We start from the raw sequence: 16,591 nt of genomic DNA, 5'->3' as shown, positions 1-16,591 counted from the left end.
TCTACTGTAATTAATTGACAATTTAAAGGTGTCGTTAGAAAATTATTACGATTTAAAACACAGATAGTTATCCGGACAGAGAAGATGAATAAAAATGGGGGTTGTTTATTCCATGAATGTAAAGTAAAGCACCTTCTTTGATTGTGTCAATGACTTGCCGGCTGATGGCAGGGGGAAGAGCCGGACATCCCAGACTGCGGCCCAGACGGTTTTGGGTGTTTAATACGGTCGGATCGGCATAGGCGGCACCGTGGATGACGATTGCCCGTTCGCGTGCTTTATCGTTAACTCCTTTCTCCAGACCGTCTAACAGTAAAGAATAACCGTTTTTACCCGAATAAGTGTTTCCGGTCCGGTAAAATCCCAGAGAGCTTTTATAAGAACCGGGTTGGTTGGAAAATGAAACTGCGTATTTTTCTCCGCTTCCCCTGCCGTGAGCAACATAAGAGGGAAACAGTATTTTCTTCTGTTTCAAATCAATAACACAAAATCTTTTTTCGGTAGATGGTTTGGTAAAATCAATCAGAGCCAATAAATGATTCTTTTTATTTCCGGAGAATTTATTGTAACCGGCGATGGCCTGTTGGAAGGCAGGAAAGCCGATAATTCCCTCTAATTTCAACTCTTGATATAATTTCTGACTTTCGGTTTGCATGGTTCCCGGCAGATGATTGCCCCATACAAATTTATAACAGCACACCAATAAAAATAAGAATTTAATTTTTTTCATTTTTGTTTAATCATATACAATAACAAGGGTTTTTCCTACTGGAGCCCAATCAAAAATAAACTTTGCATGTGAAGTAGCGTTTCTTACGCACATATGGGAACGGGGTGTGGTTCCCAATGACCCGCTCCATTCATACACTTTCCGGTTAGGGTAGGCAACCGGAACACCATGTAAATAAGCACCTCCTGAAAAGCGGGTAGCCCAGGGAGCATAGCCAGCAATTTCATGGTTACCGTCATTCAAATAATACATCTTCTCCAATTTTCCCCGTACGACATAAATTCCTGTCGGAGTTTCCCAATGATATGGAGGTCGCTTCATGCCGGTAGTTACCGGATTCATGCTGCGAATTAACCATGCGGTAGTACCTTTTTCCAGAGTGACTATGTTTTGGTTAGTCCGGTCTATAAAAATTAATTTCTGAAAATCTGTCTTTTCCAGTCGTTCTACATATTTTGCCGGAACAATCCATTTCCCTTCTAATTTAGCCATACGTATCCATAAATAACCGGCAGAATCCCGGTCAATAGCAACCAAACTTCCGTCTCGCCCGTATCGTGCCGGGATTGTCAGATTAGTCGGATGGTATAAAGGAACGGATTGATTCTGGCGAACTCCGTATTTATCCTGAATCTCCCGGTAATGCTTCTCCCGGACTGCCGAATCGGCCATTGGAGCCTGGCCGTTTCGGTTATGATAGTTGTTTAAAGCACCGAATTCTTTCGCTTTCTTTTTAAACACTGACAGGGAATCTATTTTGTCGGTAATCTTATCCCACTGAAATTCTCGTTCGATTTTACCATATTTATAGTTGTCTTTTAATGTATGTTTATCGTATAGTAAGGACTTTTCCAATTTAATACTCGTTGTTAACCATCCAATTGCCGGCAGAATCAATATCCAGATCAGTTTTTTTTTCATAAGCCTTTAAGATTTTGTCTGGCATACGTAAAAAACTCCTGATTTGTTGTGATTCAGCCTTTTCCGTAGAACAAAAGTAATGGATAAAAAGCAGATTTTCTGCGGAATTTAGTTTATTTAGGAAAGCTTCACTTCTGTAAGACAGTCTGCTTTTCGTTTCTGTCCCGTATCTTGAAAAGAAAAAAGGTAATTGACATGTTATAGTCAATTACCTTTATTTTCTGTCGAGATGACTGGACTTGAACCAGCGGCCTCCACGTCCCGAACGTGGCGCGCTACCAACTGCGCTACATCTCGTTTGCGGTGGCAAATGTAATAAAAGTCTCAATAAAAAGCACTATATTTGTTGAAATTTTTTATATTAACTATTGAAAACTTATGGATTCTATCAGACAAAATAAAGTTGCAAGATTGATTCAGAGAGATTTAAGTGGAATGTTTCAACAGGAATGCAAAGAATTTATTCAGGGTGCCATGCTTTCGGTTACCACTGTTCGGGTTAGTCCTGATCTTTCTTATGCTAAGATTTATGTTAGCATTTTTCCTTCTGAGCAGGTGGAAGCAGTCATGAAAAGTTTAGAAGAACACAATAAAACCATTCGGTTTATCCTGGGCAAGAAGGTAGGTAAACAGATGCGGATTGTTCCGGAATTGCGTTTCTTTGTAGATGATAGTTTGGATTATATAGATAAAATCAACGATTTATTAAAGTAATCAGTCTGTTTTATGCAGCTGTCTTTTTTTATTGCAGGACGCTATCTGTTTTCCAGGAAAAAACAGAATGCTATAAATATTATCTCAATTATCAGTGTGGTGGGAGTAACCATTGGAACCATGGCATTGATTGTTATTCTGTCCGTGTTTAACGGTATGGATGTCTTATTGCAGAAAAATACCGACAGCTTTACTCCTGATTTAGTGCTTTCGCCTTCTTCGGGAAAGTTCATTCAGTTTGACAGCACTGTTTACCGGCTTCTTGGTGATGTGACTTCCATGGCTTATTTTAATAATGTGGTAGAGGAAAAAGCTTTGGTGAAATATGGGGATAAACTGGACCCTGTCACGGTCAAAGGGGTAGAAGAAACTTATGCCGAACATACACATTTGGAGAACAATATTGTACAGGGGGAATTCCAATTGCAAACCAGTGATGGTTACAAGGCTGTGGTAGGTTATGGTGTTGCGGCAAAATTGGGAATCGGACTTCATTTTCTGACTCCTCTGGTCCTTTATTATCCGGACAAAAATGCCGGTAACAATGTTTCGGCTTTAAATACAGGGTATCTTTATCCTTCCGGTTTTTTTAGTTCTCAACAGGATATTGACGACCAATATGTTTTGACTGATTTAAAATTTGCGCAACGTCTTTTTAATCTGGAGAATAAGTTATCCAAAATAGAGATTAAATTGCAAAATCCTTCATGCATACCGCAGGTGAAGCAACAATTACGGCAGAATCTTTCGGAGCATTACCGGGTCAGTGATAAATTTGAATTGAATCGGGCATTTTATGCTATGATGAAATCGGAAAAATTAGCTGTTTTTATGGTATTGCTTTTTATTCTGATTATTGCTTCTTTTAATATTGTCGGGTCAATTTCGATGCTTATTTTGGATAAGAAAGAAGACTTGAGTATTTATAAAGCAATGGGCATGACTAATCAAAATATCATATCGGTTTTTAAAACTGAAGGAAGTCTTATCACTCTTACCGGAGCTTTTTTGGGGCTTTTGTTGGGAGTCGGAATTTGTTTGTTGCAGGAAAAATTTGGTCTGGTTACGTTGGGAAGTGGAAATTATATTATCAGTGCTTACCCAGTGAAACTGGTTTTCTGGGATATTCTGGGTATTCTGGTAACTGTCCTTTTAATTGGTTATTGCGCTTCTTATTTTCCTGTGAGGTATCTGGTTAATAAATTAACTTCATAAGGTCCGTTAAATGAACAAAGATATGATGAGAAAGAAATTATTTATTTTATGGATTGTATTATGGGGATTCACTTTTTCTGTTTTTTCCCAGGAAAAAGAAGTGAAGGCAGTGATTGAGACAAATCTCGGCCAGATGGTGGTTAGATTGTACAATGATACGCCTAATCACCGGGACAATTTTGTACGTTTGGCAAAGATGGGACATTACAACGGTACTTTATTTTACCGGGTGATTAAAGATTTTGTTATTCAAGGCGGCTCGTCTGACAGTAAGAATGCCATAAAGGGCCAGGCTATCGGTTATGGACGTCCCATGGTGATAGATGCTGAAATCAAGCCGGTACATTATCATAAAAAGGGGGCTTTGGCTGCGCCGCGTCAGCCGGACCGGGTGAATTTTTTCAAGGAATCGGATATTTCCCAGTTTTATATTGTACAGGGACGTAAATATGAACCTAAAGAATTGGAAATATTGGAGAAACAGGTGAATGTACCTATTTTGAGAGCTATTCAAAAGAAATATTACACTCCGGAGAAAAAAGCAATCTTAGATACTTTACGGAAGCAGAAAAAGGTGAAAGAATTTCGAGAAATTGCGGAAAAAATCAAACAAGAAATTGCTTTCGAGTGGGATTTCCATCCCGATAAGCTTTATATGCCCGAAGAAAAAAAGCAGGCTTACATACAGGAAGGAGGAGTACATCATTTGGATAAAGAATATACGGTTTTCGGAGAAGTGGTTGAAGGGCTTGAGGTAATAGACAAAATAGCCTCTCTTCCTACAGATTCAAATGACCGGCCTTTGACGGATGTGAAAATAAAGGTGAGAATTCTTAATAATTAAAGCAAGATGGAGAAAGGGAGTGTCAGAATTTTTGTATGGGCTAATGTAATATGGTTTTTGATTATATTCGTTTTATGTGCTTTGCCGGGAGAAGATATTCCGGACCCTCGTTTGAATATTCCTCATTTGGATAAAGTGGTACATTTCGGAATGTTTTTTATTTTTTCGCTGTTGTTGATTTGTCCTTTGGAACGCAGAACTTCTCTGGGTTTAGGCATGATATATGGAATTGCAATAGGTGTAGCTGCGGTTTATGGAGGATTACTGGAGGTATTACAACATTTCTTTTTCGAGCGGAGTGGAGATATTCTGGATTTTGTAGCGGATGTGTTGGGTGGAGCGGCCGGATGCCTGTGTTATCCTTTGGTAAAACGGATATTGCGTTGAAAACCTTTTCCGAAAATTCTTTTGTTTTCGCAGAATCGGTGCTTTTAATTTTCAATTAATTAAATTAGTTTTGTAGCCTTGATAATCAAATATATTGGCAATGTTAGGTAAGATTAATCAGTTGATAGCTGAAATTGAAAGCTTTACAGCAGTCACTCCGGAAGAAGTAGAGCAATTCAGGATTAAACATTTGAGTAAAAAGGGTACTATAGCTCTCTTGTTCGATGAATTTAAGACGGTATCTGTTGACCAGAAAAAGGAGATTGGTAAGGCTTTGAATGATTTGAAAACTGCTGCTTTGGCTAAAGTCAATGCATTAAAAGATACTCTTTGTGCTATGGATAGCGGAAAGACTGGTCTTGACCTGACTTTACCGGGAGATCTTTTACAAATTGGCAGTCGTCATCCGTTGTCTGTGGTGAAGAATGAAATTCTGGCCATATTCAATAAGTTGGGTTTTACCATTTCAGAAGGGCCTGAGATAGAAGATGACTGGCATAATTTTTCCGCGTTGAATTTCCCGGAGGAACATCCGGCCCGGGATATGCAAGATACCTTTTTCCTGGAAAAAAATCCGGATATTGTTTTGCATACTCACACTTCTTCGGTACAAGTTCGCGATATGGAGACTCACGATCTGCCCATTCGTTTAGTTACTCCGGGGCGGGTGTTCCGTAATGAAGCGATTTCGGCCCGTGCACATTGTATCTTCCATCAGATAGAAGCGTTGTATATAGACGAGAATGTTTCTTTTGCTGATTTGAAACAAACGTTGACTTATTTTGCGAAGGAATTGTTTGGACCAGATACGCAAATACGTCTTCGCCCTTCTTACTTCCCGTTTACAGAGCCTTCTGCCGAAATGGACGTATCCTGTTCCCTGTGTCATGGCAAAGGGTGTAATGTTTGTAAGGGAACCGGCTGGCTGGAGATTTTAGGTTGTGGTATGGTCGATCCCAATGTTTTGGAATTGAATGGTATTGACCGGGAAAAGTATACCGGTTTTGCCTTGGGAATGGGAATCGAACGGATTACAATGCTAAAATACGGAATTAAGGACCTGCGTTTGTTTTTTGAAAATGATATTCGCTTTTTAGAGCAGTTTACTGCTGCTTTTTAAAAGTGATTGTGACCAAATAAACCTGTCTGAAAGCGTAAAACAATTTCAGACAGGTTTTTTAGTTTAGTATATCCATCAGTTTATCTAAGCGAGGAGCCATAATAATTTCGGTGCGCCGGTTACGGGCACGTCCTTCGGTAGAGTCGTTGGTGTCTACGGGCATATATTCTCCACGTCCGGAAGGAACAATTTGCAAGGGGTTTACTCCGTAGTCTTTCGTAAGGATACGGACAACAGAGGTTGCACGAACCACACTCAGGTCCCAGTTGTCTTTGAATTGGACGGTTTTGATGGGTTTGTTGTCGGTATGTCCTTCGATGAGTATGTCTATATCGTTTTGTTTTTTCAATACATCGGCCAGTTTGCCCAAAGCGTCTTTCCCCTGCTTGTTTACGTGAGCACTTCCGGATTCGAATAATAGTTTGTCCGACATAGCTACGTATACTTTGCCGTCTTTTTGAGTCACTGTCAGTTCATCATTGTTAAAACCCAGCAAAGCATCTTTTACGTTATTCAGTAAAGTTGCCACTTTTTCGTTTTGAGCGTTGATTTCACTTTGCAGTTGATTGATCGTGGCTTCCCGTTCAGCCAGTTTAGACATTTTTTCTTTTAAAAGCAAAGTCAGTTTATCTTGTTCTGAGAGATTGGAAGAAAGGGCTTCCCGGTATTCCCGGATGGATTTTCCCTGCCGGGTGGTGTCCTTTTCCAGAAGGCTGAGCTTTTCTTGCAATAATTGATTGTCTTTTTTTTGTTGGAGAAGTTCCTTATTTAAACTGCGCTCCCGGCTGAGAGCTGCCAGGCGTCCGTTTTCTGCAAAGGTGAATTTCTTTTTTGGTACGCATGAAGTTATGACCAGCATCATGCAGAGTACATAAATGAGTTGATTCATACTGTTTATTTTTCTTGGTCTTGTACAGACAAACTTAAACATTATTTCGGTAAAAATATCTTTTCTGATAAAGTGTATATAAAAAATGAGCTGTTTCCGGATTAAAATTAATAGTTATTCTTGAGGCAGATTGTATGGATTATTATAGCTTTGTAGATAAGAAAGTTTGTTTTTAGCTGTATGGAGTATGGTTCGTATACTTTTAATTTTGCATTTGATTTTTTTAGGGAATTCTTTCATGTGCCATGCCGTTAATATTTCGCATGCGGACCGGAAGGTGTTGTCTGCTTTCTGGTCTTATGCTAATCGGCACCGTCTTGCTGAACTGACCGTAAACCGGAGAATACCTGTTATTGCACGTTTTTTTCTGGGGACTCCTTATCAGAGAAATACTTTAAATGTGGCTAAAGAGAATTTACCTGTTATCAATTTGCGTGAATTGGATTGTGTGACTTTTGTGGAAAATGTGCTGGCCCTTGCGTTGTTGGAAAAGTATGAGTCCCGGATGCAGACGGCTTTTGTTGAGAATATAGTGAAACTGAGGTATAGGAATGGGGAGATTGTAGATTACATCTCCCGGCTTCATTATTCTTCGGATTGGTTGTTTGAAATGCAGAAAGCACGTTTTCTGACGGATATTACACAATTTGCAGGGGGAACACCTTATCATCCGGAAGTGTGTTTTATGTCTGAGCATGCCGACCGTTATCCTCCTCTCAAGGATAAAAAGTTGCTGGATGGAATAAAAAAAATCGAAACTGAAATCAACGGAAGGACGTATTATTATATTCCCAAAGAAAAGCTTTCTGAGTCTTGTAATCGGATAAAAAACGGGGATATCATTTTGATAACGACGACGATAAAGGGGTTGGATACCTCTCATTTGGGATTTGCCCTGGAGCAGGACGGAGAAATTTATCTGTTGCATGCTTCGAGTCAGGGGAAAAAAGTAATGATCAGTCCCCGGCCTTTGCAGGAATATATGCAGGGAATTTCTTCTCAGAGCGGGATCATGGTGGCGAGAGCTGCGAAAACCTTACCTGGTTCGGTAATAGAGGGCGAATAAACAGAATGGCATAAGAATTGATAAATTATACAGGATTAAAAGATAAATGATGATGAAAAAGATTTTTGTTGTGATGATTGTTTTAGGGATGGGTATGGCTTTGAGTAGCTGTGCTGACCGTAAAGTTTCCAGGGTAAATACAAATGAAGTGATAGATTTGAGCGGACGGTGGAATGATACCGATTCCCGTCTGGTTTCCGAAGAGATGATTCAGGATTTACTGGGTGCCAGATGGCTGCCGGTGTACGAGAGTCGGCATAATCAGATGCGGCCTGTGGTCGTAGTGGGTACTGTTACAAACAAAAGCCATGAACATATCAACTCGGAGACTTTTATTAAGGATATCGAGAAAGCAATTATTAAAAATGGCAGTGTTCGTTTGGTACAGGCAGGAGAGAAGCGACAGGAGCTCAGAACGGAACGGGAAGAACAGAATCAAGGGTATACTTCTCCTGAAACGGCTAAAAAATGGGGGTTGGAACTGGGGGCGGATTTTATGTTACAAGGTACAATCAATAGTATTGTAGACAGCTATAAGAAGGAAAAAGTAGTCTATTATCAAATTGACCTGGAATTGACGAATCTGGAAACCAATGAAGTGGTATGGATGGGAGATAAAAAAATAAAAAAACAGGTCAGCGATCGGGCATTTTAATGAGGTATTTCCGCTTTCTCTTATTTTTTATAATGTGTCAGGTGGCATGGGGATGTGCTACCTGGTATCAGCGTACTATGGCCTTTCAGGAAGCTGTTGGGAAAGGTGAGTTCGGACAAGCGGAAAAGATTTTACAAAAAGATAAAAAGCAGGCTCAGAAGAAAAATAGGATTCTTTATTGTCTGAATCAGGGATATGTCAATTTTATGCTGGGACGGTATGAACTGAGTAATCAGTTTTTTGATATGGCTGAACGTCTCACGGAAGACCAACAAAAGAATATTTTTACTGAAGCTGCCGTGTTGGTTTCAAATCCCGAAATACGTCCGTATAAACCGGAGGATTTTGAAGTGATTATGATTAATTTCTATAAGGCATTGAATTATCTTCAAATGAATAACATGGAGGATGCTTTGGTTGAAGTTAGAAAAATCAATATTCGTTTGCAGCAATTGAATGATAAATATCCGGACCACAAAAATCGTTATCAGCGGGATGCTTTTGCACAATTGTTGATGGGGTTGATTTATGATGCGGCCGGTGATTGGAATAATGCCTTTATCGCTTATCGGAATGCTTATGACACTTATCAAAGTGATTATATCCGGAATTTCGGATTATCTTCTCCTGAACAATTGAAGAAAGATTTATTACGAACGGCCTATCTTTGCGGTTTTCAGACCGAATTGAGTCAGTATGAGACGGAGTTCGGGATGCGGTATGTTCCGGAGAATGCCTCTTCTTTCGGTCAGCTGGTATTTTTTTGGCTGAATGGTTTCGGACCTGTAAAGGCTGAATGGGGAGTGACCTTTACAAAAATTCAGAGAGGAGACGGAGCTATTGTTTTTCATAATGAAGAGTTAGGTTTGACTTTCCCTTTTTTCTGGGGAAGCGGATATAGTGACAGCGACCGCAATTCTTTGGCAAATTTAAATGTGGTGAGAGCTGTATTTCCAAAATATGTAGAACGTCCTCCCCTGTATTCTCAGGGGCTACTGACCTATCGTAGAGAGGATTATCCATTACAGAAGGCGGAGGATATTAACCAGATAGCCTTTAAAACCTTGCATGACCGAATGGTGCGTGAATTTGCCAACTCTTTGTTGAGGGTAGCTATAAAACAGGGAGTGAAGCAGGCTGTTTCTAAAGAAAATGAATGGCTGGGTTTTGCGGTGGGGTTGGCTAATGCTTTCACAGAAAAAGCCGATACCAGGAACTGGCAGACACTTCCCTATTCTGTTTCCTATACCCGGGTGCCTCTGCAAGCCGAAGAAAACCGGATGGAATTGCAATTTACCGGTATGGATACAGTTGTCAGACAGGAAGTAATTATTCCGGCACCCCAAAGAGGGACGCGTTTTTTTGTTTATACTACTTTATAAGGCTTAATAAAGTTTCAATGAGGTTGTTCGCACAGACCGGAAGGAGAAGGTGTTGTTCGCTTTTCCGCTTCATAATATGTGTAACACAATAGAATGATTATGAGCAGGAGAACAAATAACTTATCTTTATATTGTTCGTGTTTTTTTGTCTTCAAGGTTCAGGATATTAGCAAATGAACTTGAGACAAATGTACATTTGATTTTAAGATGTTCAAAATTTAGAAGCATATATATATTATTCTTTTATTAGAAATGTCTTAAAAAAGCTGTAAATAATTCAGGTTTCAGCAAAGCAGGAAATACAAATCCGTAAAGAGCGCCATAGAAATGGGCATTGTGATTGATGCTATCTCCTCCGCGTCGGGCCATGTACTGGCAATAGAATAGATATAATCCTCCGAAAAGGATTCCCGGGATAGGAATAGCTGCAAAAAGTAAAATTTTATCCCAGGGATTCAGGAAGATAGCACTGAATAAAACTGCTGAAACGGCACCTGATGCTCCGATAGAAGTATACCAGGATGCATTGCGGTAACGGATAACGTCATGCAGGGAAGCCACAATCATTCCGCCGAAATAAAGGATGAGGAAGGCCCATGACCCGATTCCGAAATATTGGAATGCTTTTTCCATATATTGTCCGAACGACCAGAAGGTGAACATATTTACGAATAAATGCATTCCGTCGCCGTGAACAAAACCGTGTGAAATGATTCGGAACCATTCGCCGGAATGTATGATCCGGAAAGGTTTTAAAGCCAGTTTATTGAAAAGTTGGTTGTCTTTAAAACAGGTAAAGGAAATAATGACTGTTGCGGCGATGATGATATAGGTGAACATGGGAAACATCAATCATTTATGACTTAAAGCGAATGCTCAGAATTTGGTAAATTAATTTTGCAGCAAGGAAATCGGGAGCTTTGTTCACTTCGTTCGGGCACAATTCAACGACATCCAGGCCGATAATATTATGCCGGGCATTTATCAGTTTTAGAAAATTAAGAATTTCCCGATAAGTGAGACCGTCCGGTTCCGGAGTTCCTGTTGACGGCATGTAGGCAGGGTCCAGAACGTCCAGGTCGATTGTAATATAAACATTGTCATGCAGTTTCTGAGATACTTCATACATCCAGGTGGAATTTCCCGTTTCTTTAATTTCATGAGCATAAAAAATACGGCCAGGCTCAATATTATGCTTTTCCTCTGAAGCGGTACTGCGAATGCCAACCTGGGCGATGCTCTCCGTGATTTCTTTTCCCCTGGCCATGACGCAGGCATGATTATAGGGTGAACCCTCGTATTCGTCCCGCATATCGGAGTGGGCATCCAATTGAAGGATGGAGAATGTGTCGTAATGTTTGGCTATTGCCTTGAAGGCTCCGATACTGACGGAATGTTCCCCACCTAATAAGACCGGAAATTTCTTGTCTGCGAGTATCGCATCCACTCTTCTTTCCACTTCTTCGGCCATTGCTTCGGGAGAAGCATCCTCTGTAACCGGCTCCAGAGTGGCAATGCCATGTGTATATACCTCGGAATCTGTTTCAATATCATAGAATTCCATGTTAGGAGAGGCTTCCAGTATAGCTTGCGGGCCTTTATCCGCACCTTTTAACCATGTACTTGTTCCGTCATAGGGTACTGGTAAAATGGCAATTTCTGCTGTTTCATAATCCCGGTATTTTTCTTCAAAATCTCCGTAACATGTTTTTTCCATGATGCTTGTGTTTAATAATTGATTTAAAATATCAGAAGTTTACTTGAAAACCGATGCCTAAGCTTTCTTTGAATTGAAGCCGGGGACCTTTACTTCCGTCTTTTTGTAATATCTTGGTGTCATCATCATAAATCATGTTTGTTGTGATGTTGGCTGAGAACCATTTATTTACCGTCATGTTTAACTGAACATCCCAACGGACATCAATGTTTTTGGGTTTTTCCAGATAATTGGAAAAAAGGTCTACGCGGGAATAGATGGTCATGTTTTTCAGAAATTCATATTTCATTTCCACTTTCAGGTTACCACCCATTTCTGAGAAAAGGTGTTTTCCGGGTTCTACGCCGAAGGCTCCTTCAGAGGAAAGGATTCTGCTATCGACAAAAGTTCCTCTCCAGGAAATGGCTGACAAGGTTGCAGTAATCCAGGCTTTGGGATTCCACGTGATACCTAAACCGGTGATAACATACCCCGGTGACATAAAACGTGAAATATAAGTACGGGGTTCTGACTTATAATCATATCCTTTGGCAAATTGAGTGTTGAAATTTAACAAGGCACTCAGATACAAATTTCTGGTCATTTCATAACCGTAGGTCGAAGAATAGTAAAGTTTATCATTTGTTTTTTTGGTCCCGCTCGTTTCTGTTTGATTCAGACCGTAGGCCATTTCTAAACGATTTTGCCAGAGGTGTTTGTTTTTTTTGTAATCGGCACTGTAATTGAACAGTATATCAAAGCCGATTGCGTTCTCGCCACCCGCAGCCCAGTTGCTCAAACTTACTTGATTGAGGTTGATTCCTGTATTTCCTCCGTAAGTCCAGCTGGAGTCCCGGTTGAAGTGTGCGGAAGCTTGTGTGGAGTGCGCGAAGGCAGCCAATAAAAGAATAAATATAACAGAAGTTTTCATTGGATTGTGAATTTTGATTTTGTGCGCGAAATTAATAAATAAACACATAAATTCACAATTCAGGAATGAAATCCGCTGAAAAGTATTTAATGTTTGATGGTTGAAGCCAATTGTTTTATCGCTTCCAGTGTTTCGTTTTTATCTAAGTGACAAAGTTCGCGGTTACGCATGAGCCATTCTCCGTTTACCATGGAAGAGCGGATGTTTTTACTGTTCATGGCATACACAATGGCAGAATATTCGTCATAGACAGGCAGCATATTGGAAGAGTCGGCATGGATGAAAATTAGATCTGCACTTTTGCCTTTTTCCAAGGAACCGGTGATTTGTTCCAGGCCTAAGGCTTTGGCTCCGTTAATCGTTGCCATTTGTAGAGCTGTTCTGGCGTTTACGGCCTCAGGGTCATCGTGTTTTACTTTTGGAAGCAGGGCGGCAAACCGCATTTCTTCTGTCATGTCCAATGTATTGTTACTGGCTGTCCCGTCAGTGCCAATACTGACTGTAATTCCGGCCTGGAGGTAACTGTATGTATCGGCAATACCACTGGCCAGTTTAAGGTTGCTCTTGGGGCAATGGGCGATAGAAGTTTGTGTCGAAGCAAATAATTCTGTTTCTTGCGGGTTTAGCCATACGCCATGGGCAGCGATGACATTCCGGTCCAGTAACCCGATTGAATGCAGATATTCAGCTGGTGGCATTCCTGTTTGAGCGGTGATGTCATCAACTTCTTTGCGGGTTTCTGCTATATGAATCTGAAGGATAGTATTGGATTGGTCAGCGAGTTGTTTTGCCTGTTGTAATGTTTTCCGGCAACAGGTATAAGGTGCGTGGGCACAAACGGACGGATGGATGAGTGAATCTCCCTGCCATTTGCAAATCAATGCTTTACTTAATGCCAATCCTTCTTCTACTGTATGGAAGCTCGGAGTAGGAAAATCAATTAAAGATTCTCCTAACACTCCGCGGATGCCAGCTTTTTTTGCTTCTTCGGCAATGACGTCTTCAAAAAAGTACATGTCATTGAAGCATACGGTGCCCGATTTAATCATTTCAATCAAAGCCAGCCGGGTGGCGATACGTACATTTTCCGGAGTCACAAACCGGGCTTCCGCCGGGAAAATATGTTCGGTGAGCCAGGTATGTAAGGGCAGATCATCGGCATATCCGCGTAACATAGTCATCGGGATATGTGTATGTGTGTTGATGAAACCGGGCATAACAAACATGCCTTGGGCGTCAATCAGTTCTGCATCCGGATCTTTCAATTGTCCGGAGCAGATGTTTTTGATTTTTCCGTTTTCAATAAGAATGCAACCGTTTGGAATGATTTCCAGGCTGGCATTCATGGTGATGATATGGGCGTTATAGATGAGTTTTTTAGACATGATATGATGATTGGTTTTATCAACTCCTCTGTTTGTTAAGTAAGGCAAGAACGAATCAATTCACGGAATAACGGTGACATTTGACAGGAAGTGTTGAGCAGCATTTCCGGATGCCATTGTATGCCTATAACAAAACGGCGGCCCGGCATTTCAATGGCTTCACAAATGCCGTCGGGTGCTACGGCTGCAATTATCAGGTCTTTTCCTAATTTATTCAGGCACTGATGATGAAAACTGTTTACGTCGATTTTTTCTCCGAATAGCTGTTCTGTCCTGGTGTTGGGAGTAATCCGGACCGGGTGGAATATGTCTGCGCGGGGACCGTATTGACTATGCAGCATGACCGGGTGATCTATGGCAGCGATGTCTTGCCAGAGGGTACCACCTTGTACTACATTTAACAATTGCATGCCGCGGCAGATGGCCAATAAAGGTTTGTCGGCTTTCAGGATTTCTTCTGTCAGAAGCCATTGCGAACGGTCAAGTGCAGTATGGAATTCTTCCAACGCCGGATGAGGGGATTCGCCATAAAGAATCGGGTTAATGTCTCCACCTCCGGCAAGGATGAAGCCATCACAAAGTCCGATATATTGCCGGACTATATCCGGATTCTCCAAAGGTGGTAACAGGAGCGGAGAACCTCCTGCCTGAACAATTGCATCTACATAATCTTTGTTAACAAAGATACGCTCCATCCCGAGGAATTTTCCTTTCTCTACGGTCAGGAAATTTGTGCTGATACCAATAACCGGATTCATGAAACATTTATGGCAGGTTAATCTAATTTCAGTACGGCCAGGAATGCTTTTTGCGGAACTTCTACGTTTCCGATTTGTTTCATTCGTTTTTTTCCTGCTTTTTGTTTTTCCAATAGTTTTCGTTTTCTGGAAATGTCACCCCCGTAACATTTGGCAGTGACATCTTTGCGAACGGCTTTGATGGTTTCGCGGGCAATAACCTTGGCTCCGATTGCCGCCTGTACGGCAATATCAAATTGTTGGCGTGGGATCAGGTCTTTCAGTTTTTCACAAATTCGTCGTCCGAAAGCATAGGCATTGTCGAAATGGATTAAGGCTGATAAAGCGTCGACAGATTCGCCGTTTAATAAAATATCCAGTTTTACTAAGTTCGCTTTCCGGTAGCCGATTTGGTAATAATCGAAAGAGGCGTATCCCTTGGTGATGCTTTTGAGTTTATCGTAAAAATCGAATACGATTTCTCCTAATGGCATTTCATAGGTGATTTCAATCCGGTTGCCGGTGTGATATTGCTGGTTAATCAATATACCCCGTTTACCTAAGCAAAGGGTCATAATGGGCCCGATATAATCTGCCGGTGTGATGATTTGGGCCCGGATGAAGGGTTCTTCTATAAAATCCAGTGTACTTGCAGGCGGCATGTCCGATGGATTGTGCATTTCATACACTTCTCCTTTCGTTGTGTGTGCCATATACATAACATTGGGAACGGTGGTAATGACATTCATATTGAACTCCCGGTCTAAGCGCTCCTGGATAATTTCCATGTGTAGCATACCCAGAAACCCGCAGCGGAAGCCAAAACCAAGTGCTGCCGACGACTCCGGTTCAAAAGTCAGGGAGGCGTCATTGAGCTGCAATTTCTCGATGGAAGCCCGCAAGTCTTCGTAGTCTTCGGATTCAATGGGGTAGATTCCCGCATATACCATAGGTTTTACTTCTTCAAATCCGTCAATGGCCACATCGCAGGGTTGATGAACATGGGTAATGGTATCTCCCACTTTCACTTCCGACGAAGTTTTGATGCCGGAGATGATGTAGCCTACATTTCCGCTTTCCAGAGTTGCCCGGGGTTCCGGTTTCAAGCGTAATACTCCGATTTCATCGGCTGTATATTCTTTGCCAGTATTGACGAATTTTACCAGGTCGCCGGTATGTAAACTTCCGTTGATAATTCGGCAATAGGTAATAATGCCCCGGAAAGAATTGAATTCCGAGTCAAAAATCAGTGCTTGTAAAGGTTGGTTAGGGAATCCTTCCGGATGAGGAATGCGTTCAACGATAGCATGTAATATTTCTTCAACTCCCTGACCTGTTTTCCCGCTGGCTTCGATAATGTCGTCCCGTTTGCAACCCAAAAGTTCGACAATCTGGTCTTTAACTTCTTCCGGCATGGCATTAGGCATGTCCATTTTATTTAATACCGGAATGATTTCCAGATTGTTTTCTACGGCCAGGTATAAATTGGAGATGGTTTGAGCCTGAATCCCCTGGGTTGCATCTACGATGAGCAATGCTCCTTCACATGCAGCTATAGAGCGGGATACCTCATAGGAGAAATCAACGTGTCCCGGGGTGTCAATCAGATTTAGGACGTATTTTTGCCCTTGATAGGTATAATCCATCTGGATTGCATGGCTTTTGATGGTAATGCCCCGTTCGCGTTCCAGGTCCATATCATCCAGCACTTGCGCCTGAAGGTCTTTCCCGGTTACTGTTCCGGTGTACTCCAGCAAACGATCTGCCAATGTGCTTTTCCCGTGGTCGATGTGTGCAATGATACAGAAGTTGCGTATATTTTCCATCTGTTTATTTTCAAGTTTAATTCGGGGATAAAGATAGAAAAAAAAGCGAAATCGGGAAAATGGGAAGGATAGGTTGAAAGATGAATCGAAATT

Annotated in this window: 17 protein-coding genes and 1 tRNA gene; 8 read left to right on the top strand and 10 right to left on the bottom strand. The window is 41.2% G+C overall.

The window, feature by feature from the left end:
- Positions 1–67 precede the first annotated feature (67 nt).
- The 3 genes from D1136_RS04605 to D1136_RS04595 form a co-directional block, all read right to left on the bottom strand.
- Positions 68–730 (bottom strand): murein L,D-transpeptidase catalytic domain family protein, encoded by a 663-nt coding sequence (locus D1136_RS04605; protein ID WP_161876451.1) that lies wholly within the window; start codon positions 728–730, stop codon positions 68–70.
- 6 nt (positions 731–736) lie between these two features.
- Entirely contained in the window at positions 737–1,651 is a 915-nt protein-coding gene (locus D1136_RS04600) for a L,D-transpeptidase (protein WP_161876450.1), read from the bottom strand.
- Positions 1,652–1,875: 224 nt separating this feature from the next.
- A tRNA-Pro gene (locus tag D1136_RS04595) sits at positions 1,876–1,948 on the bottom strand.
- A gap of 81 nt (positions 1,949–2,029) precedes the next feature.
- On the opposite strand from D1136_RS04595, the gene rbfA reads away from it, so the two are divergent.
- From rbfA to pheS, 5 genes are all read left to right on the top strand, one after another.
- Entirely contained in the window at positions 2,030–2,365 is a 336-nt protein-coding gene (gene rbfA, locus D1136_RS04590) for a 30S ribosome-binding factor RbfA (RefSeq protein ID WP_161876449.1), read from the top strand.
- Between the two features lie 12 nt (positions 2,366–2,377).
- A complete protein-coding gene (locus D1136_RS04585) occupies positions 2,378–3,580 on the top strand; it encodes an ABC transporter permease (RefSeq protein ID WP_161876448.1) in 1,203 nt (400 codons plus the stop codon).
- A gap of 22 nt (positions 3,581–3,602) precedes the next feature.
- Complete coding sequence (locus tag D1136_RS04580) at positions 3,603–4,424, top strand: peptidylprolyl isomerase (protein WP_237566986.1); 822 nt, start codon at positions 3,603–3,605, stop codon at positions 4,422–4,424.
- A gap of 6 nt (positions 4,425–4,430) precedes the next feature.
- Positions 4,431–4,811 (top strand): VanZ family protein, encoded by a 381-nt coding sequence (locus D1136_RS04575; RefSeq protein ID WP_161876447.1) that lies wholly within the window; start codon positions 4,431–4,433, stop codon positions 4,809–4,811.
- 100 nt (positions 4,812–4,911) lie between these two features.
- Positions 4,912–5,931 (top strand): phenylalanine--tRNA ligase subunit alpha, encoded by a 1,020-nt coding sequence (pheS, locus tag D1136_RS04570; RefSeq protein ID WP_161876446.1) that lies wholly within the window; start codon positions 4,912–4,914, stop codon positions 5,929–5,931.
- A gap of 58 nt (positions 5,932–5,989) precedes the next feature.
- On the opposite strand, the gene D1136_RS04565 is transcribed toward pheS, so the two are convergent.
- Entirely contained in the window at positions 5,990–6,820 is an 831-nt protein-coding gene (locus D1136_RS04565; RefSeq protein WP_161876445.1) for an OmpA family protein, read from the bottom strand.
- Positions 6,821–7,007: 187 nt separating this feature from the next.
- Here D1136_RS04565 and D1136_RS04560 point away from each other — a divergent pair, with 187 nt between their 5' ends.
- Genes D1136_RS04560 through D1136_RS04550 form a run of 3 tightly spaced genes read left to right on the top strand, consistent with a single transcriptional unit; the run spans position 7,008 to position 9,923 of the window.
- Positions 7,008–7,886 (top strand): N-acetylmuramoyl-L-alanine amidase-like domain-containing protein, encoded by an 879-nt coding sequence (locus tag D1136_RS04560; RefSeq protein ID WP_161876444.1) that lies wholly within the window; start codon positions 7,008–7,010, stop codon positions 7,884–7,886.
- 49 nt (positions 7,887–7,935) lie between these two features.
- Positions 7,936–8,541, top strand: a complete 606-nt coding sequence (gene lpoB / locus D1136_RS04555) for a penicillin-binding protein activator LpoB (RefSeq protein WP_237566985.1) — start codon at positions 7,936–7,938, stop codon at positions 8,539–8,541.
- 32 nt (positions 8,542–8,573) lie between these two features.
- The gene (locus D1136_RS04550; RefSeq protein ID WP_161876443.1) at positions 8,574–9,923 is read left to right on the top strand and encodes a hypothetical protein; all 1,350 of its coding nucleotides are present in this window, start codon (positions 8,574–8,576) and stop codon (positions 9,921–9,923) included.
- A gap of 246 nt (positions 9,924–10,169) precedes the next feature.
- Here the strand turns inward: D1136_RS04550 and D1136_RS04545 are convergent, their stop codons facing one another.
- From D1136_RS04545 to lepA, 6 genes are all read right to left on the bottom strand, one after another.
- A complete protein-coding gene (locus D1136_RS04545) occupies positions 10,170–10,763 on the bottom strand; it encodes a rhomboid family intramembrane serine protease (protein WP_161876442.1) in 594 nt (197 codons plus the stop codon).
- Between the two features lie 16 nt (positions 10,764–10,779).
- A complete protein-coding gene (gene speB / locus D1136_RS04540) occupies positions 10,780–11,640 on the bottom strand; it encodes an agmatinase (RefSeq protein ID WP_161876441.1) in 861 nt (286 codons plus the stop codon).
- Positions 11,641–11,671: 31 nt separating this feature from the next.
- The gene (locus tag D1136_RS04535) at positions 11,672–12,550 is read right to left on the bottom strand and encodes a DUF3078 domain-containing protein (protein ID WP_161876440.1); all 879 of its coding nucleotides are present in this window, start codon (positions 12,548–12,550) and stop codon (positions 11,672–11,674) included.
- A gap of 86 nt (positions 12,551–12,636) precedes the next feature.
- Positions 12,637–13,935, bottom strand: coding sequence for an amidohydrolase (locus D1136_RS04530; RefSeq protein WP_161876439.1), 1,299 nt, complete (start codon positions 13,933–13,935; stop codon positions 12,637–12,639).
- Positions 13,936–13,970: 35 nt separating this feature from the next.
- The gene (locus tag D1136_RS04525) at positions 13,971–14,693 is read right to left on the bottom strand and encodes a gamma-glutamyl-gamma-aminobutyrate hydrolase family protein (protein ID WP_161876438.1); all 723 of its coding nucleotides are present in this window, start codon (positions 14,691–14,693) and stop codon (positions 13,971–13,973) included.
- Between the two features lie 17 nt (positions 14,694–14,710).
- A complete protein-coding gene (gene lepA, locus D1136_RS04520; RefSeq protein WP_161876437.1) occupies positions 14,711–16,498 on the bottom strand; it encodes a translation elongation factor 4 in 1,788 nt (595 codons plus the stop codon).
- Positions 16,499–16,591: the final 93 nt, after the last annotated feature.

The sequence above is a fragment of the Odoribacter sp. Z80 genome, assembly GCF_009935865.1.
Taxonomy (GTDB): domain Bacteria; phylum Bacteroidota; class Bacteroidia; order Bacteroidales; family Marinifilaceae; genus Odoribacter.
The sequence above is the reverse complement of the archived record's forward strand: the minus strand, read 5'-3'. Positions and strand labels throughout refer to the sequence as shown.